This is a genomic window from Collinsella aerofaciens (genome assembly GCF_040926265.1).
Classification (GTDB): domain Bacteria; phylum Actinomycetota; class Coriobacteriia; order Coriobacteriales; family Coriobacteriaceae; genus Collinsella; species Collinsella aerofaciens_BB.
The window spans coordinates 94,320-117,342 of record NZ_JBCOIL010000003.1 but is presented as its reverse complement, the minus strand read 5'-3'; the positions used below and the strand labels follow the sequence as shown (position 1 = coordinate 117,342).

The 23,023-nt window shown below is 63.4% G+C and carries 18 protein-coding genes; 6 read left to right on the top strand and 12 right to left on the bottom strand.

The window, feature by feature from the left end; genetic code table 11:
- Positions 1 to 108: 108 nt before the first annotated feature.
- From AB5767_RS01670 to gltX, 5 genes are all read right to left on the bottom strand, one after another.
- The gene (locus AB5767_RS01670; RefSeq protein ID WP_368132032.1) at positions 109 to 1,509 is read right to left on the bottom strand and encodes an RsmB/NOP family class I SAM-dependent RNA methyltransferase; all 1,401 of its coding nucleotides are present in this window, start codon (positions 1,507 to 1,509) and stop codon (positions 109 to 111) included.
- Entirely contained in the window at positions 1,506 to 2,426 is a 921-nt protein-coding gene (gene fmt, locus AB5767_RS01665; protein WP_368132033.1) for a methionyl-tRNA formyltransferase, read from the bottom strand. Before fmt ends, AB5767_RS01670 begins: the two co-directional genes overlap by 4 nt.
- A gap of 321 nt (positions 2,427 to 2,747) precedes the next feature.
- On the bottom strand, positions 2,748 to 3,284 hold the full coding sequence (def, locus tag AB5767_RS01660) for a peptide deformylase (RefSeq protein ID WP_089571827.1): 537 nt from the start codon (positions 3,282 to 3,284) through the stop codon (positions 2,748 to 2,750).
- A gap of 18 nt (positions 3,285 to 3,302) precedes the next feature.
- Entirely contained in the window at positions 3,303 to 5,756 is a 2,454-nt protein-coding gene (gene priA, locus AB5767_RS01655; RefSeq protein ID WP_368132034.1) for a replication restart helicase PriA, read from the bottom strand.
- 89 nt (positions 5,757 to 5,845) lie between these two features.
- The gene (gltX, locus tag AB5767_RS01650) at positions 5,846 to 7,321 is read right to left on the bottom strand and encodes a glutamate--tRNA ligase (protein ID WP_368132035.1); all 1,476 of its coding nucleotides are present in this window, start codon (positions 7,319 to 7,321) and stop codon (positions 5,846 to 5,848) included.
- A gap of 278 nt (positions 7,322 to 7,599) precedes the next feature.
- On the opposite strand from gltX, the gene metK reads away from it, so the two are divergent.
- The 6 genes from metK to AB5767_RS01620 all read left to right on the top strand — a co-directional run bounded on the left by metK (position 7,600) and on the right by AB5767_RS01620 (position 16,235).
- Positions 7,600 to 8,880: a methionine adenosyltransferase gene (gene metK / locus AB5767_RS01645; RefSeq protein ID WP_368132036.1), complete on the top strand. Its 1,281-nt coding sequence runs from the start codon at positions 7,600 to 7,602 to the stop codon at positions 8,878 to 8,880.
- A 311-nt stretch (positions 8,881 to 9,191) separates the two neighbouring features.
- Positions 9,192 to 10,799 carry an L-serine ammonia-lyase, iron-sulfur-dependent, subunit alpha gene (gene sdaAA, locus AB5767_RS01640; RefSeq protein WP_368132037.1) on the top strand — a complete coding sequence of 536 codons (1,608 nt, stop codon included), beginning with the start codon at positions 9,192 to 9,194 and terminating at the stop codon, positions 10,797 to 10,799.
- 149 nt (positions 10,800 to 10,948) lie between these two features.
- Positions 10,949 to 12,682 carry a L,D-transpeptidase gene (locus tag AB5767_RS01635; RefSeq protein ID WP_368132038.1) on the top strand — a complete coding sequence of 578 codons (1,734 nt, stop codon included), beginning with the start codon at positions 10,949 to 10,951 and terminating at the stop codon, positions 12,680 to 12,682.
- Positions 12,683 to 12,814: 132 nt separating this feature from the next.
- The gene (locus AB5767_RS01630) at positions 12,815 to 14,251 is read left to right on the top strand and encodes an efflux RND transporter periplasmic adaptor subunit (RefSeq protein WP_368132039.1); all 1,437 of its coding nucleotides are present in this window, start codon (positions 12,815 to 12,817) and stop codon (positions 14,249 to 14,251) included.
- On the top strand, positions 14,251 to 15,024 hold the full coding sequence (locus AB5767_RS01625; RefSeq protein WP_368132040.1) for an ABC transporter ATP-binding protein: 774 nt from the start codon (positions 14,251 to 14,253) through the stop codon (positions 15,022 to 15,024). The genes AB5767_RS01630 and AB5767_RS01625 overlap by 1 nt, the downstream gene beginning before the upstream one ends.
- Positions 15,021 to 16,235 carry an ABC transporter permease gene (locus AB5767_RS01620; RefSeq protein ID WP_368132041.1) on the top strand — a complete coding sequence of 405 codons (1,215 nt, stop codon included), beginning with the start codon at positions 15,021 to 15,023 and terminating at the stop codon, positions 16,233 to 16,235. The genes AB5767_RS01625 and AB5767_RS01620 overlap by 4 nt, the downstream gene beginning before the upstream one ends.
- A 211-nt stretch (positions 16,236 to 16,446) precedes the next feature.
- Here the strand turns inward: AB5767_RS01620 and cobK are convergent, their stop codons facing one another.
- The 7 genes from cobK to AB5767_RS01585 are packed head-to-tail and all read right to left on the bottom strand — an operon-like array spanning position 16,447 to position 23,013.
- Positions 16,447 to 17,220: a precorrin-6A reductase gene (gene cobK, locus AB5767_RS01615; protein ID WP_368132042.1), complete on the bottom strand. Its 774-nt coding sequence runs from the start codon at positions 17,218 to 17,220 to the stop codon at positions 16,447 to 16,449.
- Positions 17,217 to 17,858 carry a precorrin-8X methylmutase gene (locus AB5767_RS01610; RefSeq protein WP_368132043.1) on the bottom strand — a complete coding sequence of 214 codons (642 nt, stop codon included), beginning with the start codon at positions 17,856 to 17,858 and terminating at the stop codon, positions 17,217 to 17,219. Before AB5767_RS01610 ends, cobK begins: the two co-directional genes overlap by 4 nt.
- Positions 17,859 to 18,374 (bottom strand): cob(I)yrinic acid a,c-diamide adenosyltransferase, encoded by a 516-nt coding sequence (locus AB5767_RS01605; RefSeq protein WP_035138235.1) that lies wholly within the window; start codon positions 18,372 to 18,374, stop codon positions 17,859 to 17,861. It abuts the gene before it with no gap.
- Positions 18,371 to 19,870: a cobyric acid synthase gene (locus AB5767_RS01600; protein WP_368132044.1), complete on the bottom strand. Its 1,500-nt coding sequence runs from the start codon at positions 19,868 to 19,870 to the stop codon at positions 18,371 to 18,373. The genes AB5767_RS01605 and AB5767_RS01600 overlap by 4 nt, the downstream gene beginning before the upstream one ends.
- Positions 19,863 to 21,086, bottom strand: coding sequence for a pyridoxal phosphate-dependent aminotransferase (locus AB5767_RS01595; RefSeq protein ID WP_368132045.1), 1,224 nt, complete (start codon positions 21,084 to 21,086; stop codon positions 19,863 to 19,865). Before AB5767_RS01595 ends, AB5767_RS01600 begins: the two co-directional genes overlap by 8 nt.
- Positions 21,083 to 22,057 carry an adenosylcobinamide-phosphate synthase CbiB gene (gene cbiB / locus AB5767_RS01590; protein ID WP_368132059.1) on the bottom strand — a complete coding sequence of 325 codons (975 nt, stop codon included), beginning with the start codon at positions 22,055 to 22,057 and terminating at the stop codon, positions 21,083 to 21,085. Before cbiB ends, AB5767_RS01595 begins: the two co-directional genes overlap by 4 nt.
- The gene (locus AB5767_RS01585; protein WP_368132046.1) at positions 22,057 to 23,013 is read right to left on the bottom strand and encodes a histidine phosphatase family protein; all 957 of its coding nucleotides are present in this window, start codon (positions 23,011 to 23,013) and stop codon (positions 22,057 to 22,059) included. The genes cbiB and AB5767_RS01585 overlap by 1 nt, the downstream gene beginning before the upstream one ends.
- Positions 23,014 to 23,023: the final 10 nt, after the last annotated feature.

Here is a 23,023-nt window from a genome sequence, read left to right as displayed (position 1 = left end):
GGGTGGCTCAGCCCGATGGAGTACCGCAGGAAGCTTGGATACGCCTAGGCGCGGTCCAAGAAATCGTCCGCACCCCCTTTCAATCCCTATTTCACCGCAACTTAGTAGTTACTTGTGGACCAGGCGGGCGCAGAAGTGGCCGTCGTAGGAATCGGCGTTTACGGGGACGCTTTGGAAAAGTCCGCGGTCGTTTTGGCGTACGGAGACGAGCTTCTTGGCTTGTTCAAACTCGGGGAGCTGCAGGATTTGCGCCTCGGAGAGGGGTACCAGTCTAAAGCCTGCGCCCTCAGGCGAAGCCAAAAACGCATCCACGACCTGCGCGTTCTCCTCATCAAAGACCGAACACGTCGCATATATGAGCTCGCCGCCGGCAGCTACGCGCGCGGCTGCTTCCTTGAGCATCGTCAGTTGCAGCTTGGGCAGCTCGCACGTCACATCGCTTTCGGCAAGGCGCCAGGGAATCTCGGGATGACGACGCATGGTTCCGGTGCCAGAGCATGGGGCATCGATAAACACTGTATCGAACAGAACGGGTTTACCAAGCATCGCGTCGAACGACGTGAGGACCTCGTCAAGCTCGCAGGCATCGCCCGAAACCGTGCGAACACCCGTAATACCCGCCTTATGCAGACGCGCGAGATTCTGGTCACACTTGCGATCGTGCAAATCGAGTGCAGTGTGCTGACGGTCGTAGCCGGCACGCTTAGCCTGGCACATCATCACATACGTCTTGGTACCACGACCGGCGCCAATCTCTAGGCAGCGCCCGGGACGAGTAGCCGCAGTAGCGATAAGCTGAGCGTTAAGGTCCGAGGCCACGGCAGCCGCGCGCTCAAACACACCCGACGCAACCGTGGCCTGCGCATCGACCGGCGCATGGCAGCCCGGGAATACCGGCGCCACAAACTGCGATAGGTACGGATCAGGCTTGGTTGCAAAGGCGTTCTCGTGCAAAGCGAGCGGCGCGGGCGCAAGATTTCCGGCAAAGTTGAGCGCGCCCTCGGGCGTATCGAACGAGGCCATAATGCGAGCGCACAGCCAGCGCGGCATGCCCATCAGGCGAGACAGGCGAACCAATCGGCGCTCGGACTCATCGGCATCCGCCGCAGTGGCAAAGTCCTCAACGTTGTCCGCAACCTTATGCAGCACGGCGTTCGCCAAACCGGCAGCCGATTTAGCGCCGCTGCGAACCAGCTCAACACCCTGGCTCACGGCAACGCGGCCAGGGGTATGCAGGTAGAGCATCTCAAAGGCCGAGATGCGAAGCGCCATGCGAACACGCGGCGCGACCTTTTTGGGCTTATCGAGGAACTGATCGAGCAGCTCGTCCAAAATGCCCTGCGTCGCGGCAACACCCAGTGCCAGGCGAGCGGCAAACGCGGAATCGCGCTGGTCAATAGCCTTGGCCGTAGCGCGAGCAGAGAGCACGTCACGCGCATACATGCCGCGACGGTCGGCCTCCATCAGCACATCGAGTGCGAGCTTGCGCGCGGGGGAAAGCTTGCTCATGACAAAACACCCCACGTAAGATCGGCACCCTGCAGGCCGGCAGCCCAGGCAGAAGCAGCCATGGCACGCTTGCCGTCGGGCTTAACCTCGAGCAGCTCTACCGCACCATCGGAAAGACCCAGGTAAACACGCTTGTTCTTAACGGCAACAAGGCCCTCGGCAAGCGACAGGTCGGCAGGCGCGGCATCGAGCACACGCACGGTCTTGCCGGCAATCACGCAGCGAGCGGGTGCGGTGTCGGACGAAGCCAGCACGTGACGCACACAATCGAACGCCCCCATCTGCGGATCCAGACGCATCTCCTGCTTGGAAATCTTGGCAGCATGCGTGACAAGGGACTCATCCTGCTCGGTCCACACCGCCGTATCATCGGCAAGCGAGGGCAACGTATCGGCCAGCAGCTTACCACCCAGCTCGCCAAGCTCCATCGTCAGTGCCTCGGCATGCTTACCGGCAACCGAGGTCGAGGCCTGCGCGCAATAAGCGCCCGTATCCACGCCATGTCCAATACGCATAATGGAAACGCCGGCAACCTCGTCACCAGCAAGAATGGCACGCTGAATGGGAGCAGCGCCACGCCAACGCGGCAGCAGCGAAGCATGAACATTCACAATACCAAGCGGCGCAATATGCAGCACCTCATCGGGCAAAATGCAGCCATAAGCAGCCACACAGAAAATATCGGCATCCGCAGCCTTGAGCTGATCAATAACATCCGGCGTCATACGATTTGCCTCAACAACAGGCAGACCAAGCTCAAGCGCCTTGGCCTTAACAGGAGACGGCACCAACTTTTTGCCACGCCCACGAACAGCATCGGGACGAGTAATGACAAGCGCAATCTCATTCCCAGCCTCGACAAGCGAAACCAGCGAAGGCACAGCAAAATCAGGCGTACCCATAAACACAATACGCATAAAGAACGTCTCCCCTCAACCAAAGCCGAGACAGCTACAAATAACGGCGGAAAGCCAAGTACACGGCCCATCCGCAATAACAATTCAACAAGAACAAATATACCCAAAACCAAAGAAAGAGCCGCAATAAAAGCAGCTCTTCCAACAAAGCAATTATCAGCGAAGACGCCCTTCCCTGGCCCGACGGCACCCGGGCGAGACAAGCAGCGTCAACGTAGTCCCCGGGGCGCCCGCCTATATCGTCCCGCGCGCAGTTTCGCAGCGCAGCGAGAATGTTTGAGCACGGGATGATATAGGCGGGCGCCCCGGGGACGGACGAACCTACTCCGTCTCGCCCGGTCGAGCGCCGCGGGCTAGGGCGTCCTGGTACTCCTTGACTGCCTTGATGCGCTGCATCGGCTTGAGCCGCTCGAACATGGTGTTGCCGTGCAGGTGATCGATCTCGTGCTGCAGGCACACGCAGAACAGGTCGCCCGTGGCCTCATAGCGGATCAGGTTGGCGTCCAGGTCATACGCCTCGACGACGACATGGTCGGGACGCTCGATCTCGCAGCTAATGCCGGGGATGGACAGACAGCCCTCGCTAAACGGCACCAGATGGTCGCTCTGCTCAACAATGACAGGATTGATGAGCACGTACGGATCATAATCGTTCTTGTCGCTGTAGTCACAGTCGATGGTGACGAGCTGGATGAGCTCACCAATCTGCGGGGCAGCCAAGCCGCAGCCGCCGTTCTCGAACATCATCTTCTTCATCTTCTCGGCAAGTGCCTCGATCGCCGGGGTGATCTCCTCGATGACGGCGCACTCCTGACGCAGACGAGGGTCGGGCGACAGTACGATTCCGTTGGCTTCCATGGCCATCCTTTCGGGTTGTTACATCAAATCATAGGCGTCGACGTCAACGCTCACGCTCACGCCGCGCACGGAGCCCACCTCTTTGAGGCAGGCGTCGATATCATCAGAGACATGGTACCCCACGGGCGACTTCACAAGCAGGTGGAAGCGATAACGGTCCTTAGCTCTCTCGATTACACATGAAGCCGGGCCCAGCACCTGCGGCACCGCGCTGCCCGCCCGCAAAAAGTCGGGAGCGGCGGCATGCCAACAACGCTTGAGCAGCCTTGCGATGCGCCCAATGTAATCCTGCGCATCATCCGCGTTCGCCGACCACACCAAGATGTTGACCAGGCGCACAAACGGCGGATACAGGGCGTCGCGGCGCTGGTTCAGGTCATAGTCGGTAAAGATCGAACGGTCGTGCTCGGCAACGGCGCGAATGACCGGGTCCTCGGGCAGATAGGTCTGGATGATAACCTCGCCAGGGCGATCGCCGCGTCCGGCACGGCCCGCGACCTGCTCAAGCAAATCGTAGGCGCGCTCACCCGCTCTAAAATCGGGCAGCTTGAGGGCAAAGTCGGCATTGACCACGCCCACGAGCGTGACCTCGGGAAAGTCGAGGCCCTTGGCAATCATCTGGGTGCCCAACAGCACCGCGCAATCGGCGGCATCGAACTGCTCGAGCAGTTTTTTGTGCGCGTCCTTGCCGCGCGTAGAATCGGCGTCCATGCGAATGATGGCGACATCATCGGGCAGCATCTGGTGCAGCGCGTCCTCGATCTGCTGCGTGCCCAGCCCCATTTTTGCCAGGTAGCGGCTGCCGCACTTGGGACAACGACTCGTGGGCGCCGGATAGGGCTGCACGCGCCAGGACGATCCGCAGGTGTGGCACTGCAGCATGTGCGTGCGCTCGTGGTACGTGAGCGCGGTGGAGCAATGGTTGCATGTGGGCACGCAGCCGCACTCGCGGCACATAAGAAACGGCGCAAAGCCGCGACGATTGTGCAGCAACACAGCCTTCTCGCGGCGCTCGACTACGCGTTCCAAGCCTTCCATCAGCGGTTTAGAGAACATGGAGCGACTGCCATGTGCGAACTCGCGGCGCAGGTCGGCAATGCGGACCATGGGTAGCACGGCGTGTCCCGGGCGCTCGGGCATCTCGACGCGCGTCCAGGTGACACCGTTGTACGTGCCGCGGCGGCAGCGGTCGAGGGCCTCGGCAGAAGGCGTAGCCGAGCCCAGCACGAGTGGGCAGCGATAGCGGCGCGCCATCTCGGCCGCCACCTCGCGCGCATGGTAACGCGGACTGGAGCCCTGCTTGTAGCTAGTCTCGTGCTCCTCGTCGATGATGATGAGGCCCAAGTCGCTAAGCGGGCAAAAGAGTGCCGAACGCGCGCCGACGACAACGCGAGCGGCACCGCTGGCGACCATGTCCCACTGGTCCAGGCGCTCGCCGGCCGAAAGACGCGAATGGAAGACCGCGACTGTCTCGCCAAAGCGCGAACGGAAGCGGCCGACGGTTTGAGCCGTCAGTGATATCTCAGGCACGAGAACGCAGGCCGAACGGCCGGCCGCGAGCACGCGCTCGATGGCGGAGAGGTAGACCTCGGTTTTGCCGGAGCCGGTGACGCCGTCGACAAGGACCACGTCGCCGTGGGCGTCAAGGCGGGCGCGCTCAATCTGCGCGAGCGCCTGCTGCTGGCCGTCTGTAAGCGCGACCGGTGCCTTGCCGCTCGCCGAGGACAGCGTGGTCTGATCGTTGCAGCCACGCCAAGCGCGGCGCTCCTCCACCACCACGACGCCACGTTTTTCGAGCGCCTTGATAGTCGCCGACATACTGTTGTAGAGCAGGTTGAGGTCGCGCGTCGTGACCGGTCCGCACTGGAGCGCTTCGATGAGCTGACGCTGGCGAACGGCGGTCTTGGGCGGCGTATAGTCAAAGCCCTCGGGCGTAAGCATCACCCAGCGGTTTTGGATAGGCTTGACGGCGGGACGCTCGACCGTCCACGCCCCGTCATCGCCCTTAACAACACGCGGGCTGCCGCCCGGAGGCAAGAACAGACGCAAGCATTCGGAAAGCGTCGCGACATACTCGCGGCTCATCCAACGCGCAATGCGGGCGGCCTCGACGCCAAAGAGCGGTTTGCTGAGGATGGTCTCGATGGGCTTGACGCGCGAGGGGTCGAGGGCGTTGTTGCCTTGCAACTCGCCCAGCCCAGACGCAATGTCGACGATATAGCCCGCGGCCGCACGGTTGCCAAAATGAACTAGGACGGTGGAGCCGATCTGGGCCTCATTGGCAAGAGACTGCGGAATGCCGTAGGCAAACGGCTCGGACAGCGCACGGGTGGGAATGTCGAGGACCACGCTCGCGTAGGCGGCGATGGGCTCGGGTGCAGGCTCGGGCTTGGCCTGCTCGGCCGTGCGGACAGGCTTTACGGGCGCCTGCTCAGGTTCAGGCGAACCAAACAGTGACAGTTGCTCGGCCATGGTCTCTGTACCTCCCATCCCATACGTCTACAGAAACAAGAGCCCCGCTCGTGGTGAACGGGGCTCGGATACATGCGTTTACGCGACTGTTACAGCGCCATCGTGCGGGCGCGGTCGATGCGCGCCATGCAGTCGTCGCGGCCGACAAGCGCCATGGTCTCGCCCAGCGGAGGGCTCACCATGTTGCCGCAGACGGCGACGCGCACGGCCTGGAACACCACACGCTTCTTGAGGTCCATCTGCTCGGGCAGCGGCTCAAGCGCGGCGTCGATGGCCTCGGCCGTCCACTCGGTAACACCCTCGAGCGCGGCCTTGGCGGCATCCAGAATGGCACCCATGCCTTCCTTGGCCAGGCCTTTGTTGACGGACTTCTCGTCATACTCGAGCGTCTCGGCCGTGGCAAAGATGGGGGCGGCGACGGTCACGGCGTCGGCCGGCATCTTGGTGCGCGGCTTGACGATGGCAGCGAGCGCGTCGATCCAATCCTCGCCGTACTCGACGTTACCCTCGATGAGGCCTGCCTCGTGCAGCTCGGGGACCATGATCTCGTCGGCAAACTGGGCGTCAGACATGCCGTTGATATACTCGGCATTGACCCAGTCGAGCTTTTTGGGGTCGAAGGTCGCCGGGTTCTTGGAAATGCGGTCGAGCGAGAACTTGCTGGCCAGGACGTCACGCGGGATGATCGTGGTCTCGCCGTCGAGCGACCAGCCGAGCAGCGCCAGGTAGTTGACGAAGGCGTCGGGCAGGTAACCGGCATCGCGGTACTCCTCCACCGAGGTGGCACCGTGGCGCTTGGAGAGCTTCTTGCCGTCGGCGCCCAGGATCATGGAGATGTGGGCGAACGTGGGCACGGGCGCGCCGAGAGCCTCGTAGACCATGACCTGGCGCGGGGTGTTGGAAAGGTGGTCATCGCCGCGAATGACGTGGGTGATCTTCATCATGGCGTCGTCGACGACGGTCGCAAAGTTATACGTGGGCGTGCCGTCAGAGCGGAAGATGACAAAGTCGTCGAGCTCCTTGGCGTCGAAGGTCACCTCGCCGTGGACGGCGTCGTGGATGACGACGTCGCCGCGGTCCTCGGGCACCTTGATGCGCAAGACATAGGGCTCGCCGGCCTCGATGCGGCGACGGGCCTCCTCGGGATCAAGATTGCGGCAGCGACGCTGATAGCCCTGGAAGGGGTCCTTGCGCTCCTGCGCGGCCTTACGGTCGGCGTCGAGCTGCTCCTTGGTGCAGAAGCAGGGATAGGCCTTGCCCTCGTCCCAAAGCTTCTGGGCGGCCTGTTTGTACAGGTCCAGGCGCTCGGTCTGAGCATAGGGGCCAAAGTCGCCGCCCACCTCGGGACCCTCGTCCCAGTCAAGACCCAGCCAACGCATGGCGCGCAGGATGATCTGCGTGTTCTCGTCGGTGGAACGGGTGGGGTCGGTGTCGTCGATGCGCAGGATGAACGTGCCGCCGTTTGCGCGGGCAAAAGCCCAGTTATAGATAGCGGTGCGGGCGCCGCCGATGTGCAGCTTGCCCGTCGGTGAGGGTGCAAAGCGGACGCGAACGTCTGATGCCATGGAAATCTCCTCGATTGCAGGATGGATGTCTAACCGCATCAGTATAAAGCAACAATGCCCACCTCCGCACAAAGGGCATCGACCCACTCATTGGGGACAGAGCTAAATGACCAGTCGTTGGGGACGTTCTTAGTTTAAGGCTGCTCATTTATGTCTGTCCCCAATGAGTAGGTGCGGAAAGGGTGTGAATGTTTGATTTACGCGCTATGATGTGCCCTTGCATAGAGAGCCCGGCGGAATGGTAACGGTCGCCGGGACACGTTTTTGAAAGGACAATCATGTCAGAAGAACTTCGTTCCATCCCGCCCCAACACGGGTCCTTTGTATTTACGTCGGAGTCGGTGACCGAAGGTCATCCCGATAAGATCGCTGACCAGATCAGCGACGCCGTCCTCGACGCAATCCTCGCCAAAGAAATAGAGCTCCAGGAGCAGGGCTACATCGCCCCCAACGGCGTGCCCGCCAACGTGGAGAACGTCCGCTGCGCCTGCGAGACCCTCGTGACCACCGGCACCGTCATCGTCGCCGGTGAGATCCGCACCCAGGCCTACGTCGATGTACAGGAAATCGCCCGCGGCGTTATCCGCCGCATTGGCTACAACCGCGCCAAATTCGGTTTTGACTGCGACACCTGCGGCGTTATGAGCCTCATCCACGAGCAGTCGCCCGATATCGCCCAGGGCGTCGACGAGTCCTTCGAGACCCAGACCGGCGCTACCACCGACCCGATCGACCTAATCGGTGCCGGCGACCAGGGCATGATGTTCGGTTATGCCTCCAACGAGACCAAGACCCTCATGCCCATGCCACACTACCTGGCAAGCCGCCTGGCCGAGCGCCTGGCCGCCGTGCGCCACGACGGTACCCTGCCCTATCTGCGTCCCGACGGCAAGACCCAGGTCACCGTGCGCTACGAAGATGGTAAACCTGTGGAGGTCACGACCATCGTCATCTCCACGCAGCACGCCGCCGAGATCGAGGACATGGGCAAGATCAAGGCCGACCTTATCGAGCACGTCATCTCCCCGGTCATGGCCGCTGAGAACATGCCGTGGGATAACGCAGACATCTACGTGAACCCCACCGGTCGTTTTGTCGTGGGCGGCCCCATGGGCGACACGGGCCTCACCGGCCGCAAGATCATCGTCGACACCTACGGCGGCTACGGCCGTCACGGCGGCGGTGCCTTTAGCGGCAAGGACTGCACCAAGGTTGACCGCTCCGCCGCGTATGCCGCGCGCTGGGTCGCCAAGAACGTGGTCGCCGCCGGCCTTGCCGACCGCTGCGAAGTCGAACTTGCCTACGCCATCGGCGTTTCCAAGCCCCTCTCAATCATGGTCGACACCTTCGGTACCGCACATGTTGCCGAGGACAAGATCGTCGAGGCCGTAGAGAAGACCTTCGACCTGCGCCCGGGCGCAATCATCCGCGACCTAGATCTGCGTCGCCCCATCTACGAAAAGACGGCAGCCTACGGTCACTTTGGCCGAGAAGACGCCGACTTCACCTGGGAGAAGACCGACCGAGTCGAAGAACTCAAAGCAGCCTGCGGCCTGTAATTAAGAGCCGCTAAGGTCACAACACGCATGCGCTTTCAAAAGAAGCACCGCCCCCAAGCGGTGCTTCTTTTTTATTAATCCGGTGGTGAAGATGCTTCGATATGAGCCTACGCTGCGTCACCAGCTAATGAATTTTGCAGCACACGCGCCTCTACCATGTATCCTTAGTTCCGAGGGCTTTGGTATTTGGTCGGTCGCGAGTTCCGCACGAGCCGGAGGCCACTTAATGTGGCCTCCGTGCGAGCCAGGACTGTAGAGCAGGCGACCAAATACCAAAGTCCTCGGAACGACGGGATAGAACAGGAGCACCCATGGCAGGCAAGCCGCAAACACTAGCTACGACCTCGGCATTCGAGATCTTGGGCCCCGTCATGGTCGGCCCCAGCTCATCGCACACCGCCGGCGCCCTGCGCTGCGCCCAAGTTGCCGCCAGCCTGCTGGAAGGCCGCATCACCAAAGTCACCTTTGGCCTGTGGAACTCCTTCGCCCACACCTACCGCGGCCACGGCACAGACCGTGCGCTCGTCGCGGGCATCCTAGGCCTTGACACCGATGACGAGAACATCAAGCAAGCATTCGACCTCGCGCACGAGCAGGGCCTCGAATATCACTTTGACATCAAGGGCGACGACGCCTCCATCCACCCCAACACCGTCGACATCGACATGGTCGACGACACGGGCGCCACGGCACAGGTCCGCGGCGAGAGCCTGGGCGGCGGCAAGATGCGTATCAGCCGCATTAACGGCGTCGGCGTCGACATCTCGGGCATGTACTCCACGCTCTTCGTGGCACACAAAGACGTCCCCGGTGTACTCGCCGCGCTCACCAACCTGCTCGCCTACGCCCACGTGAACATCGCCTTCTGCCGCACCTACCGAACCGAAGTGGGCGGCCAGGCCTACTCCGTCTTTGAGACCGACGGCGCGCCCGACGACACCGTCGTCCCCATGCTGCGCAAGCTCGACAATGTCGATTACGCAACGTTTATCGAGCTCCCCGGTTCTGCCTCGTCGCTCTCCCCCGGCGTCTCGGCCAAGGAAATCTTCGACGACGGCGAGCAGCTGCTCGATGCGTGCGAGGAACTGGGGCTCAGCATCGCCGCCGTCATGGCCGTTCGCGAGGCGCGTCTGACCGGCGAGGCCCACGCCGTCGCCGCCATGCGCCGCGTGCTCGACGTCATGCGCGAGGAGACTACGGCCCCCATCGCCAATCCGCAGCGTTCGCTCGGCGGTCTTATCGGCGGCGAGGCCAAACTCGTCGATGCCACCAGCCGCAACGATTTGAGTGCAAGCCTGATGGGCGCCGTCCAGACCGACGCCGTTGCCCGCGCCATGGCCGTGCTCGAGCGCTCCGCTACCATGGGCGTGATTGTCGCCGCCCCCACGGCAGGCTCCGCGGGTGTTGTGCCCGGCTGCGTGCTGGCGCTCGCCGATCGCCTGCAGCTCGACGACGAGCAGGTCATGGACGCGCTCTACTGCGCAGCCGCCATCGGCCTCAACCTCACCACAAGCGCCTGCGTTGCCGGCGCCGAGGGCGGCTGCCAAGCCGAGGTGGGAAGCGCCGCTGCCATGGCAGCCGCCGCGCTGGTGCAGATGCTCGGCGGCACGCCCGAGCAGGCGCTCGACGCCAGTTCCATCGCGCTGAGTAACCTGCTGGGCCTCGTTTGTGACCCCGTCGGTGGCCTCGTGGAGGTGCCCTGCCAAAACCGCAACGCCATTGGCGTGGCAGCGGCCTTTAGCTCGGCACAACTCGCCCTCGCAGGCATTAAGAGCTTGGTGCCGTTTGACCAGATGGCACATGTCATGCTCTCGGTGGGCCACGCGTTGCCAGCCACGCTGCGCGAGACGGCAAAGGGCGGCATCGCGCAGGCTCCGGCCGCACTTTCGGCCTGTGCAAAATGCGGCGTGTGCGGATAGCGACAAAGAACGACTCAAAGGTGGGACAAATGTCCCACCTCTTTTGAATGCCACCGTTTCCGTACCACAAACAGCAGGGCAATCGCTATAATGCAAGCCCAGTAAAAACACGATGAACCGCAAGGCGAAAATCGAAGGATATGCATACGATGTCGCAAAACGATCGAACTCAACTGATTCCCGATCCGCAGCAGCCGAGCAGGCACGCCGGCGGCGTTCAGTCGCCGCGTCCTATCGCGCCGAGCCACGGTCAGCAGCGTGGTGCGGCAAACGCTTCTCAACGCCCGAACCAACAGCGACAGCAGCGTCAACAACGTCAGCAGCACCAGGCAAACGGCAATGCGCCCAAGCAGCCCCCCACGCACGCTCGAGGCGATCGCGGCCCCGCGCGCAAGTCCGCCGGCAACAATAAGTCGGGCAAAAAGACGACGCTCTTTGTCGTCCTGGGTCTAATCGTCATTGTCTATATCGTAGGCGTCGTAGCATTTTCGCAGGTAGCCTACCCCAACACCACCATCGCCGGCGTCGACGTCTCGTTCTCCAACGCTTCGTCTGCCGCCACCAAGGTCAACTCGGCATGGAAGCACTATAAGCTCACCGTGACAGGCGATGACTTTAACTGGACCTATCAGCCCGAGTCCGATGAGCCCATCGTCGACGGTGAAGCTGCCGCAAAAGAGATTATCAGCCACAACGAAGCCTTTGTATGGCCGGTCCGCCTTGTGGAATCCTTAAGCGGCAAGACCAAAACAACCGCTACCTCCAACGAAGTCGATCTTGATCAAGACGTCGACCTGTCCATGCTCTCCGACACCTTTGACCAAAAGAAGTTTGAGAAGGATCTGGGCGCCGCCATCGACGAGTTTAACGAGGGCCGTTCGGGCACGTTCGAGGCAAATAGCTCCTATGACGAGCAGGCCGGCAAGTTTACCGTCGAGAAGGCGCGCTCCAACGAAAAACTCAACCGCGAGCATGTCATTAAATATGCCGAGCTCGAGCTTGCCTCGCTGGCCGAGACCGTAGATCTTTCCAAGCTCGGCAACGATGCCTATGAGCCGCTCAATGGAACGCTGACCGATGATCAGATTCAGGCCGCATGCGATGCCGCCAACAACTTCCTGGGCGTCAACGTGACCCTCAAGCTCAACGGCGAGGATGCTGGCAAGGTTGATGGCAGCTCCGTATTGCAGTGGATCAGCTTTGCCGATCCGGCCAACCCAACGCTCGATACGACGCAGATCAGCAGCTGGGCAGCCGAGCTCGCTAACGGCTTTAATACCGTGGGCTCCACTCGCTGGTGGACGCGCGCCGATAGCAAGCAGTGCGCCGTCGAAGGCGGTGACTTTGGTTGGTCCATCGACAGCAGCTCGCTCGCCAAGCAGGTCGAGGACGCCATTAACAACAAGCAGACTGGCGAAATCGAGATCAAGTACTCCCAGAAGGCCGACACCTTTACCGCAAAGGGAGAGCCCGACTGGAAGGCGTATATCGACGTCGACTTGTCCGAACAGCACGCGCGCTACTATGACGAGAGCGGAAATATCGTTTGGGAGGCCAACTTTATCTCGGGCAAGCCGGGCGAGGACGCCACGCCCGAGGGCGTCTGGCAGATCAACAGCAACGACGGCGGCAGCACCCTGATCGGAGCCAAGGACCCCGAGACCGGCAAGCCCAAATACGAGAGTCCGGTGAGCTACTGGATGCCGTTTGAGGGCAACATGATCGGCTTCCATGATGCCACCTGGCAAAACGACAAGAGCTTCGATAACGCCGAGTCGTACAAATGGTGCGGCAGCCACGGCTGCATCAACCTGCGCCTGGCAGACGCCAAGGCACTTCACGACTGCATCAAAGTCGGCCTGTGTGTGGTTGTCCACTCGTAGTGCAACGCGCACATTCATACAACGTGGAACCGCTGCGACCAATCTAACAGTTCCGAAAGAAACCGTCTTATGCGCCCGCCTCAACCGGTGGGCGCATATACTTATCGAGGTACTTTCTATAAAGGAGACGCTATGCCGAATGTCCCCACGACCACCCCGGGCCCGGATGATACCGAGCACACGCTCGAAGATGTCACCGAAACGATTCCTCTGATTACAAACGTACATGCCGATAAGCAGAGCGGACGCGCGAACGATGCGACCGAGATTTCCGATGAAGAGGCATATGCCAAGCTCAAGGCAAAACGTGCCGAACGTCGACGCAAAAAGCTCATCCGACGCGGCATTGCGGCCGGCGTCGTGGCCGCCATTGTGCTCATCGCCGTTGTCGTGACCCTGGTTATCAATGCGCAGCCACAGGGCACTAGCGGGCCTGTGACCGACATGGTGACCGAGGGCACGTTTACCACAACGGTCGAGGCGAAAGGCCAGCTCAAACCAATTTCGTCCTCAGTGGTCTCCCCTTCTGTCGACGGCACGGTCGATTCGATCAACGTGCAGGCGGGCCAATCCGTCAACGAGGGCGACGTGCTTATGACCATTAAAAACGACGAGCTCGATCGCAACGTTGCCGAGGCACAGCGTGCAGTTGCTGCCGCTCAAGAAGACCTCGCTAATGCGAAGAAAGCCGCAGCTGCCGCTCAGGCCACCCCAACGACGGACGTCGATGGAGCTTCCGCAGCGGCTGGCGTCTCCGACGCATCAGCGGACACGAACGCCGTATCGGCCGCGCAGCGCAGCCTCGCTTCGGCCCAGGCAAACCTCGATCAGGCGAACGCCAAGGCCGCCAGCCGTACGGTCACGGCCCCGAGCTCGGGCAGCATCGTGGAGCTCAACGCCAAGGTGGGCGCCACGGTAACAGGCGGCATGATTATGGGCGAAAGTGATACGAGCGGTGGCAAGCAGTGCATGCAGATCGCCGACCTATCCAAGATGAAGGTGACCGTACAGGTGGGAGAAAAGGACATCGCCAAGATCGCCGTTGGGCAGAGCGCCAACGTCACGTATCCCGCGTTTCCCGATATCGTGAGCCAGGGCACCGTCACGGCTATCGCGTCGGTGGCAAACTCCGACGCCGCTAACGGTGGCGGCGGCAGCGTAACCTTTAACGTCGACATCCTCATCGAGGCGCCCGACGCGCGCCTGAAGCCGGGCATGACGGCCGAGGTCTCGGTGGTGACCGAGCAGCTCGACGACGTGGTGATGGTGCCGACGATGGCGCTCATGACCGAAGACGGCGAACACTATTACGTCAACGTGGCAACCGATGACGAGGGCAAACAGACCCGCCGCGTGAAAGTGACCGTCGTGACGCAAAACGACAACGAAGCCGTAGTCGGCAAGACACAGGTCAAGCGCGACGACCAGGGCAACGAGATCAACCCTAACGTGCCGATTACCAAGCTGCGCGATGGCGACACCCTCGTCATGGACACCGGAGCGGACGCAACGGCTGACGGCGGCTACAGCACGGATTCGGGCAGTATGTCTGCCGACGAGGGCATGTAATGCGTCCCGTTATCGACATCCGCAACGTGCACCGCATCTTTGAGAGCGAGGCAGGTTGCGCCCACATCCTGCACAACGTGAGCCTGGCGGTAAATCCCGGCGAATTCGTCGCTATCACTGGCCCCTCGGGTTCGGGCAAATCAACGCTCATGAACATCCTAGGCTGCCTGGATAAGCCAACGGCAGGCGACTACTACCTGCAAGGGGTCAACGTGGCCGAGCTCGATGATGACGAGCTCACCGAAGTCCGCGCCCTGAGCATTGGCTTTGTCTTTCAGAGCTTCAACCTGCTGCCGCGCCTGTCGGTTATCGAAAACGTCATGCTGCCGCTGGCCTACACCAATGTGCTCCGTAGCCAGCGCGAGATGCGCGCCGTGCACGCGCTGCAGGCCGTCACACTACCGGTCGACCACTGGGACCACCGCATATCCGAGCTCTCGGGCGGCCAGATGCAGCGTGTCGCCATCGCACGCGCCCTCGTCAATGACCCGCCCATCATTCTGGCCGACGAGCCGACGGGAAACCTGGACTCCGCTACCGGAGCGCTTGTGATGGAGACCTTCCATAAGCTCCAGAAGCGCGGCAAAACCATCGTGCTTATCACACACGACCCCGGCATCGCCGCCGAGGCCGACCGTGCCGTGACCATCCGCGACGGTCGCATTCACGACGGCGCGTATATTCCACATGCACCGCGGACCCTGCGCAGCGCCGTAGATAGCCTGCCCATGATTTCCGCCTCCGCCAACCCGCCGAAAGGAGAGATGGCATGAGCGCCCGCGATCTCATCCAGGAAGCCCTTCGCTCACTCGAGGCCAACAAGGGGCGCAGCCTGCTCACCATCCTGGGCATTGTCATCGGCATCGCCTCGGTTATCGCCATGACTTCGCTCATCGGCGGCATCCAAAACAGCCTGGTCAACAGCCTGGGCCTCAATGCGGCACGCATGGTGCAAATCTATTCGTCGCAAGAACTCACCGAGTCGGACATCGAGAAGCTTCAAAAACTGGTGCCGCAGATAGAGCAGATCGGCATTGTCGACAGCGCGTATACCGAGTACAAGACCGGCGATAAAAGCTATACCGTCATGGCACAGGGTGTCGATAGCGATATGCTCGACGCCGTGGGGGCCAGCAAGCTCGTTGCGGGGCGCACATATTCCCAGGCCGAGTCCCAATCAGGCTCGCGCGTGGCGCTCATCAGCCGCAACGGCGCCGATCAGCTTTACGGCAACGAACAGGATGCGCTGGGAAAAACCATCAAGGTGTCCAACGGCGAGGTGCAGATTGTCGGCGTGATTGATGGCGGCAGCGACTCCATGGGCTCGTTCACGCTGTATATGCCACGCGAAACCATCTCCGGGCTGTTTGGCGACGAGAATCCTTCATTCCCCAGCGTGACGGCACTTGCCGCCGAGGGCACGGACATGGATGAGCTTTGTAAGACCATCGAGTCCAAGGTGCGCGCGATGAAGGGCATCGAGGAGGAGGATGAGTACGACAGTGTATCGGCGACATCCATGAAAAGCGCCATCGATGCACTCAACTCCTTTATGGGCGCGTTCTCACTCATCATGGGCGCTGTCGCCAGCATCTCGCTGCTTGTCGGCGGTATCGGCATTATGAATATGATGCTCACCAACGTGACTGAGCGCATCCGCGAGATCGGTATTCGCCGTGCCCTGGGCGCCAGTCGTCGCGATATCACCGCGCAGTTTTTGGCCGAGTCCTCGGCGCTGTGCGTCACCGGCGGACTGCTGGGTGTCCTGATTGGCTATCTACTGGCCTGGGCTCTTGCGATGTTTGCCGCAGGATCAGGGGTTCTCGACGAGCTCGGTGCCAGCGGGCAAATCACACCGAGCTTTTCAATCGCCACGGCATTGCTGGCCTTCGCCGTCTCCGTCGGCATCGGCGTAATCTTTGGCTTCTACCCCGCTCGCCGCGCGGCAAAGCTCGACCCGGTGGAGTGCCTACGCTACCAGTAAGCCACCGCCAACAAGTTGCGGTGAATTAGGGACTGAATATGCTATCTAGCAGCAAAAACAGACACTATTTCACCGCAACTTATTGAAGGGCTGTTTTCGCCAGTTCCGGGCTTCGTCCTCGAGCTATTGGCGGATGACGGGCTTGTACGGGTCGAGCTTGCTCAAGGCGCTTCTCCTCGCGGGCGGGAGGGCACGCAGGCGCGGCGAGCGCCTAGCGCGCGAACTCCCGTAAGAGCGCGTCTTCCACTTCCCGAAGCGAAAGGCCCCCGCCTCCCTCGGCGGGACGGGCGACCACGATACAGCGCGCTCCCACGTCGCGCGCGGAGGCGATCTTCTCGGCCGTGCCACCTACGGTTCCCGAGTCCTTGGTCACAAGCCACTGGGCGCCCACCTGCCGAAGCATCGCCTCGTTGAGCTCGCGGGTGAAGGGCCCCTGCATGCCGATGACGTGCGACGGCGAAAACCCCGCGTCGATGCACTTCGTTATAGCACCGGGCAGCGGGAGAACACGCACGAAGAAGCGCTCCGCGAAATCGGCGACGCGCGTGTAGGGAGCAAGCTCCTTGCTCCCCGTCGTGAGAAGCGCGCGACCCGGGTTCTCGGAGAGAAAGCGCGCCGCGCAGGCGATCGACGCGACCGACACGACGCCTTTGGGTAGCGCCTCGACCGGGCGCGCAAGGCGCAGGCATCGTGCACCCACGGCGAGCGAAGCGGCCCGGATGTTGCCGCTTGCGAGCGTAGCGAAGGGATGCGTGGCGTCGACGACGATGCGCGCGCCGAAAAGCTCGCGCTCCATGTCGGCCTCGTCGAGCCTGCCCGCATGCACCTCGATGCCCGGAAGCTCGCCCAAAAGCTCGCCTCCGTACTCGGTTGCCGCGTAGGCACGGGCGGGGATGCCCGCCCCGCTCGCCCATTCGCACAGAAGGCGGCCCTCGGTGGTGCCGGCGAAGATGCGCAGCGCCGGCGCGGATGCGGGCGCCGTCACTTCGGGCCGCCTGGGCGCGTGATCTCGTAGAGCAGCGCGTTCATAATGGCGGCCGCCACGGTCGAGCCGCCCTTGCGACCCCTCGCGACGATGGCCGGCACGCGTCGCGCGAGTAGCTCCTCTTTCGCCTCGACCACGTTCACAAACCCAACCGGCACCCCAACGACGAGCGCGGGCGAGATCTTCCCCGCGTCCATGAGCTCGGCGAGGCGCAGAAGTGCTGTGGGAGCGTTGCCGACGGCCACGATGAGCGGACCCTCGATGCCGCAAGCTTTGTCCATGCTCGCAACGGCGCGAGTCGTGCCCGCGGCGCGCGCCGTTGCGGCGACATCCGGGTCGGCCATGTAGCACAAGGTCTTGCAGCCGAGCTTCGCGAGCGCGGGCTTGCTTATGCCTGCGAGCGCCATGTTCGTGTCGGTGAGCACCGTGGCCCCTGCGTGCAGTGCGTCGAGCGCACAGTGCGCGGCGTCATGGGTGAACACGAGGGAATCAGCGTACGAGAAGTCAGCAGTGGTGTGGATGACGCGCTTCACGACGGGCTCTTCGAGCGGCGGGAACGTGCGGCCGCCGAGCTCTTCGGTGATGATTTCAAAGCTGCGCCGCTCGATGTCGCCGGGCGCCATCTCCTTGGAATCCATCTAGTACTCCACTCCTTCCCTTGCACATATCCCCTGCTCGTAGGGGTGTTTCTCGCACCGCATCTCGGTTATGTAGTCGGCCTTCTCCACGATCTTGCGGGAAGGCGCGCGCCCGGTGAGCGCTACTTCGACGCCGCGCGCGGACATATCGAGCGCGCGGTCCACGAGCGCCTCGTCGACAAGCCCCTTCGAAAGCGCGTCGAGCGCCTCGTCGAGCACGAGCAGCCCCTCCTGCGCGCCCTCGAGCTCGGCGAGCGCGGAAGCGAGGTTCCCATCGTGCAACTCGCGCGTCGCGGCAAGTTCTTCCGACGTCATGGACCAGGTAAACTTGTCCGACGCCTTCCCCGCGAACACGGGCACGCCGAAATGCTCGGCGAGCAGGCGCGCCTCCCCGCTTTCGCCGTCTTTCAGGAACTGCACAACGACGACGCGGCGGCCTGCGGCGAGCATGCGAAGGGCGAGCCCCATCGCCGCCGTGGTCTTGCCTTTGCCGTCGCCATGATACACGTGGATCATACGCCCTCCTCGATAATGCGGTAGACATACTCCATGTCGAGCGCCCCGCGCACGGAGTCGGCCAGGCGGTCGAACTCGCGCGCACGGTGATCGGCCGCGGACACCGCGCCCTCAGCACCCACGACGCTCTCGGGCAGGCCGCGCATGCGCGCGAGCGAGCGCGCGAGGGCGAGTGCCACCCCCGGTTCGTCGAACAGGCCGTGGAGATAGGTTCCGAACACGTTTCCGCAGGCCGCGCCTTCTGGTTTGCCGCCAATCGTGCCCGCAGGGGCGCAGGAGACGGTCGTTTCGCCGTCGTGAATCTCGTACCCGCGCGCCGTCATGCCGTTCCACACCGAGAACGCGCCTTGGGCGCCCGTGATGCGCAGCTCCGACTGGGCGAGGCGCTTTTCCTCCTTGAACACCGTACTTGCAGGGATGAGCCCGAGCCCGCGCGCGGTGCCAGCGCCTTCCCTGCCGTGCGGGTCGGAAAGCTCGTCTCCCAAAAGCTGGTAGCCTCCGCATATGCCGAGCACCGGCGTGCCCGCGCCCGAAAGCGCGCGTACACAGGCTCCGATGCCGCTAGCCGCAAGCCAGCGCGCGTCGTCGACCGTGGACTTCGAGCCGGGAAGCACCACCAGGTCGGGTCGGCCCAGATCGGTCGCCGAGGAAACGTAGCGCACGCCCACGCCGGGCACGCGCGAAAGCGGGTCGAAGTCGGTGAAGTTCGACAGATGCGGAAGGCGCACGACGGCGACGTCGATGACGCCGCACGCCTCGCGGGCAGATAGGCGCGGAGCGAGCGAGTCCTCGTCGTCCAGGTCGAGCGTAAGATACGGCACGACCCCCACGACGGGAACCCCGCACATCTTCTCGAGCGGGGCCAAACCCGGGCGCAGGATTTCCACATCGCCGCGGAACTTGTTCACCACAAGCCCCCGCAAAAGCGCGCGGTCCTCGGGCGCAAGGAGCGCGACCGTGCCGTAGAGCTGGGCAAACACCCCGCCTGGGTCGATGTCGCCCGCGAGCAGCACGGGAGAGGACACGGCGCGTGCGAGCCCCATGTTGACGATGTCGTTTTCGGCAAGGTTGATTTCGACGGGGCTGCCGGCGCCCTCGATGACGATTACGTCGTTTTCCTCCGCAAGCGAATCGAACGCCTCCAAAATCTGCGGCATGAGCGCCTTCTTTCGCGCGAAGTAGTCCCTCGCAGCGAAGGCTCCCTGCGCCTTGCCGGCCACGATTAGCTGGCTTCGGTGGTCGCTTTCGGGCTTGAGCAGGATGGGGTTCATACGCACGTCGGGCGCGATGCCGCACGCCTCGGCCTGCATGATCTGGGCGCGCCCCATCTCGAGCCCATCGGCCGTGACACCGCTGTTGAGCGCCATGTTCTGGCTCTTGAAGGGAGCCACGCGCAGGCCGTCCTGCGAAAGCACACGGCACAGCCCCGCCGCAAGCAGGCTCTTCCCCGCGTTCGACATGGTGCCCTGGATCATGATGGGCTTCGCCCTACCCACGGGTATCGACCTCCTTCGCCGAACCTCGGCCATCCGCGCCCGCCATAGCGTCGCTGCAAGAAGCGCCGCCCCGTTCGTCGGGTTCGCCTTCGCCCGATGCGCCTTCCGCCCGAAGCGCGCGGCTGAACGCCATCGCAAGCCGGGCGTTCTCCTTGCGCGTGCGCACCGCGACGCGGCACCAGAAACGGGACAGTACCGAAAACGAGTCGCACGTGCGGACCAAAACCCCCTGTTTATACAGGCGCTCGGGGATGTCTTTCGCCGGCGTGCGGACTAAAAGGAAGTTCGCATCCGATGGCACGACGGAAAGCCCGAGCGAGGAGAGCTCGTGGGAAAGCCACGCTCGCTCGCCCGCCAATACATCGCGCGTGCGCGAGACGTATTCGACGTCTTCCAGGGCGGCGATGCCCGCGGCCTCGGCGACCGATGAGACGGGCCACGCCTGCCCCGCCCGGCGAATCCCCTCGATGAGTTGGGCGTTTCCGCTGATCAGATATCCCAACCGCAACCCAGCCATTCCGTAAAGCTTGGTGAACGCGGAGAGCACGGCCACATGGCGCGAACACGCGGCGCGTGCGGCCACGCTCCTTTCGCGGGCGTCGGGCGCAAATCCGAGGAAGCACTCGTCCACGACGAGCAGCGCGCCCACCTGCTCGCAGCGGCAAGCCGCGGCATCGATCACGCTGGGGTCGACGAGGCGCCCCGTCGGGTTGTTCGGATTGCAGAGGTACGCCACGTCTCCCGGCCCCTCAATCGCGCGGGCGAAGGAGGCGGGCACGTCGAAGTCGTCCGCTTCGGAGAGCGGGAACTCCTGCACGCATGCGCCGTAGTACGATGCCGCCTCCGCATATTCAGAGAACGTCGGCGCGCACACGACGATGCGTTTCGGGCGCACCGCCGCAGCGAGCCGCCAGATGATGTCGGACGCGCCCGCGCCGCAGACGATAGTATCTTCGGGAATGGCCCGGGCGCGCGCTAGGGCGCGAACGAGGGCGCGGCTTTCCCTATCGGGGTATGCGTCGATTCGAGAAAGCGCCTTGCAAGCTGCGGCGACAGCGCGCGGCGATGGGCCTGCCGGATTCACGTTCACCGAGAAGTCGATGAGGTCGGAGGCGCCCCCTTCGCAACCGATGCCGAGCGATTGCGCGCTGCCCCCATGCGTACGGGCGCGCAGGATTCCCCCGGTAGCCCGGAGCGCGGTGTGGTCTTTCCTCATGCCATCGCCCCCACGGCGAGCACGACCGCCGCGCGCGCGGCGCCGAAGACGACGAGCGCGCATACGGACGCGGCGAGCATGAGCCTTGTCGCCCGGGCGATGTCGCCCCACTCGATTTCGCGGGACGCGTCGCCTATCGTCGGTTTCTCAACGAGCTTGCCGAAATACACCGCGGGTCCTGCCAGGCGCAGCCCGAGCGCGCCCGCGCACGATGACTCGGTCTGCGCCGAGTTGGGGCTCGCATGGCGACGCCTGTCGCGGCGCCAGATGCGCGCCGCCCCGCGCGCGTCGAGCCCGACGATCGGGCACACGGCGATCATGAACAAGGCCGATAAGCGCGAGGGAATCCAGTTCACCGCATCATCGAGGCGCGCCGAGGCGCAGCCGAAGTCGATGTAGCGCTCGTTTTTGTAGCCCACCATGCTGTCGAGCGTGTTCACCGCCTTATACGCCATGCCCAAGGGCGCACCCCCGATCATAAGGTAGAAAAGCGGCGCGATGACGCCGTCGCTCGCGTTCTCCGCCACCGTTTCCACGGCGGCGCGCGCGACGCCGTGCTCGTCGAGAACAGACGCGTCGCGTCCCACGATGAGCCCGACGGCTTCACGCGCCGCGACAAGGCCGCCCTTCGAGAACGCGCGGGCCACGGCCAGGCTCTGGCGGCGCAGCTCGCATGCCGCGAGAATCTGATAGCTCGCCCATGCCTCGGCCAAGAAGCGCAAGCCGGGGTGAACAATGCCGCAAAGATGCAGGATTCCCCAGGTCAAAAGCCCACACGCAAACGGAAGCGTCACGGCGAGCACAAGCCCTGCGGCGCGCGTTCCCGCAAACGTCTGCGGGAGCGCGCGCCGCAGGCGGCCTTCGGCCCACGTGATCGCGCGCCCCATGGCGACGACGGGATGGGGAAGCCAACGCGGGTCGCCGAAGGCAAGGTCGGCCGCGAACCCGGCGGCGACGGCAAGAATCGTCATCACCGGGCATCGCCCCCCGAAGCGGGGCGAACGTCGCGAAGGCAGCGCCCATCCCAGGTGGCGGCCCATGCGCCGCCCGGCTCGGTATGCACGTCGAAGTATTCCATTTTCGGGACAGCTAGCTCGGAGAGCAGCGCTTTCACGGTACCCGCGTGAACGACGAAGACGGCGCGCCCACTCCCCTGGGCGCGCTCCGATTCGCACGCCTCCCGAAACGCCGCGAGGACGCGGCGGGTGAAATCGCTCTTGCCCTCGCCATGCGGGCAGCGCGTCTCGCACCAGGAGTCTACCCAGGCGCGGTAGCGCGCATCCTCTTTAAGCTCGGCGGCGTTTCGCCCCTCGAAGTCTCCGAAATCCATCTCGCGCAGACCGGGGCACGCCATAAGCTCCGCGTTCGGGAAGAGAATGCGCGCCGTCTGGTCGGTGCGGGCCATGCCGCTCGTGATAACACGGAACACGTCACGATCGCACGCGAGGTCGCGCAAAGCGCGCTCGCCCGCGCTCGACAGGGGCTCGTCGGTGCCCGCCCCGCTGTAGCGATGGTCTTCCGTGCCCGCCGTGGCACCATGGCGCACGAAGACGACTTCCAAAGGCGCGCCCGCGCCCTGCGTCCCCCGAGGCGCATCGGCAAGGTTTCCTTTGATGACCTGGGGAATCCCGCACGTCATGCGCACGACGACGTCGGCGCGCGCAGCGAGCGCGCATCCCAGACGCCCCGCGCGCTCGCGCCATTGGGCGTCTTCAGTACGCATGGGGACGACCCCCGAGCCGACCAAGGGCAGAATCACTGCGTCGAAGCCGATCAGCCGCTCGAGCGCCCGGTCAGCGTCGAGCGCGCGCACGAGTTCCTCAGCACGGTACGCGACGCGGCCGGCAAAAGCCGCGGGCACGCCGCCCTCCGCAAGCTGCGCCGCGTCGACGAAATCGTCCGCCGCGAACCCGAGCTTTTCGCGCACGAAGGTCCTC

Excerpts from the sequence above, each read along its gene's own strand:
- AB5767_RS01670 (WP_368132032.1), bottom strand. The coding sequence starts at position 1,509 with ATGAGCAAGCTTTCCCCCGCGCGCAAGCTCGCACTCGATGTGCTGATG.
- fmt (WP_368132033.1), bottom strand. The coding sequence starts at position 2,426 with ATGCGTATTGTGTTTATGGGTACGCCTGATTTTGCTGTGCCTTCGCTG.
- def (WP_089571827.1), bottom strand. The coding sequence starts at position 3,284 with ATGGAAGCCAACGGAATCGTACTGTCGCCCGACCCTCGTCTGCGTCAG.
- priA (WP_368132034.1), bottom strand. The coding sequence starts at position 5,756 with ATGGCCGAGCAACTGTCACTGTTTGGTTCGCCTGAACCTGAGCAGGCG.
- gltX (WP_368132035.1), bottom strand. The coding sequence starts at position 7,321 with ATGGCATCAGACGTTCGCGTCCGCTTTGCACCCTCACCGACGGGCAAG.
- metK (WP_368132036.1), top strand. The coding sequence starts at position 7,600 with ATGTCAGAAGAACTTCGTTCCATCCCGCCCCAACACGGGTCCTTTGTA.
- sdaAA (WP_368132037.1), top strand. The coding sequence starts at position 9,192 with ATGGCAGGCAAGCCGCAAACACTAGCTACGACCTCGGCATTCGAGATC.
- AB5767_RS01635 (WP_368132038.1), top strand. The coding sequence starts at position 10,949 with ATGTCGCAAAACGATCGAACTCAACTGATTCCCGATCCGCAGCAGCCG.
- AB5767_RS01630 (WP_368132039.1), top strand. The coding sequence starts at position 12,815 with ATGCCGAATGTCCCCACGACCACCCCGGGCCCGGATGATACCGAGCAC.
- AB5767_RS01625 (WP_368132040.1), top strand. The coding sequence starts at position 14,251 with ATGCGTCCCGTTATCGACATCCGCAACGTGCACCGCATCTTTGAGAGC.
- AB5767_RS01620 (WP_368132041.1), top strand. The coding sequence starts at position 15,021 with ATGAGCGCCCGCGATCTCATCCAGGAAGCCCTTCGCTCACTCGAGGCC.
- AB5767_RS01610 (WP_368132043.1), bottom strand. The coding sequence starts at position 17,858 with ATGGATTCCAAGGAGATGGCGCCCGGCGACATCGAGCGGCGCAGCTTT.
- AB5767_RS01605 (WP_035138235.1), bottom strand. The coding sequence starts at position 18,374 with ATGATCCACGTGTATCATGGCGACGGCAAAGGCAAGACCACGGCGGCG.
- AB5767_RS01595 (WP_368132045.1), bottom strand. The coding sequence starts at position 21,086 with ATGAGGAAAGACCACACCGCGCTCCGGGCTACCGGGGGAATCCTGCGC.
- cbiB (WP_368132059.1), bottom strand. The coding sequence starts at position 22,057 with ATGACGATTCTTGCCGTCGCCGCCGGGTTCGCGGCCGACCTTGCCTTC.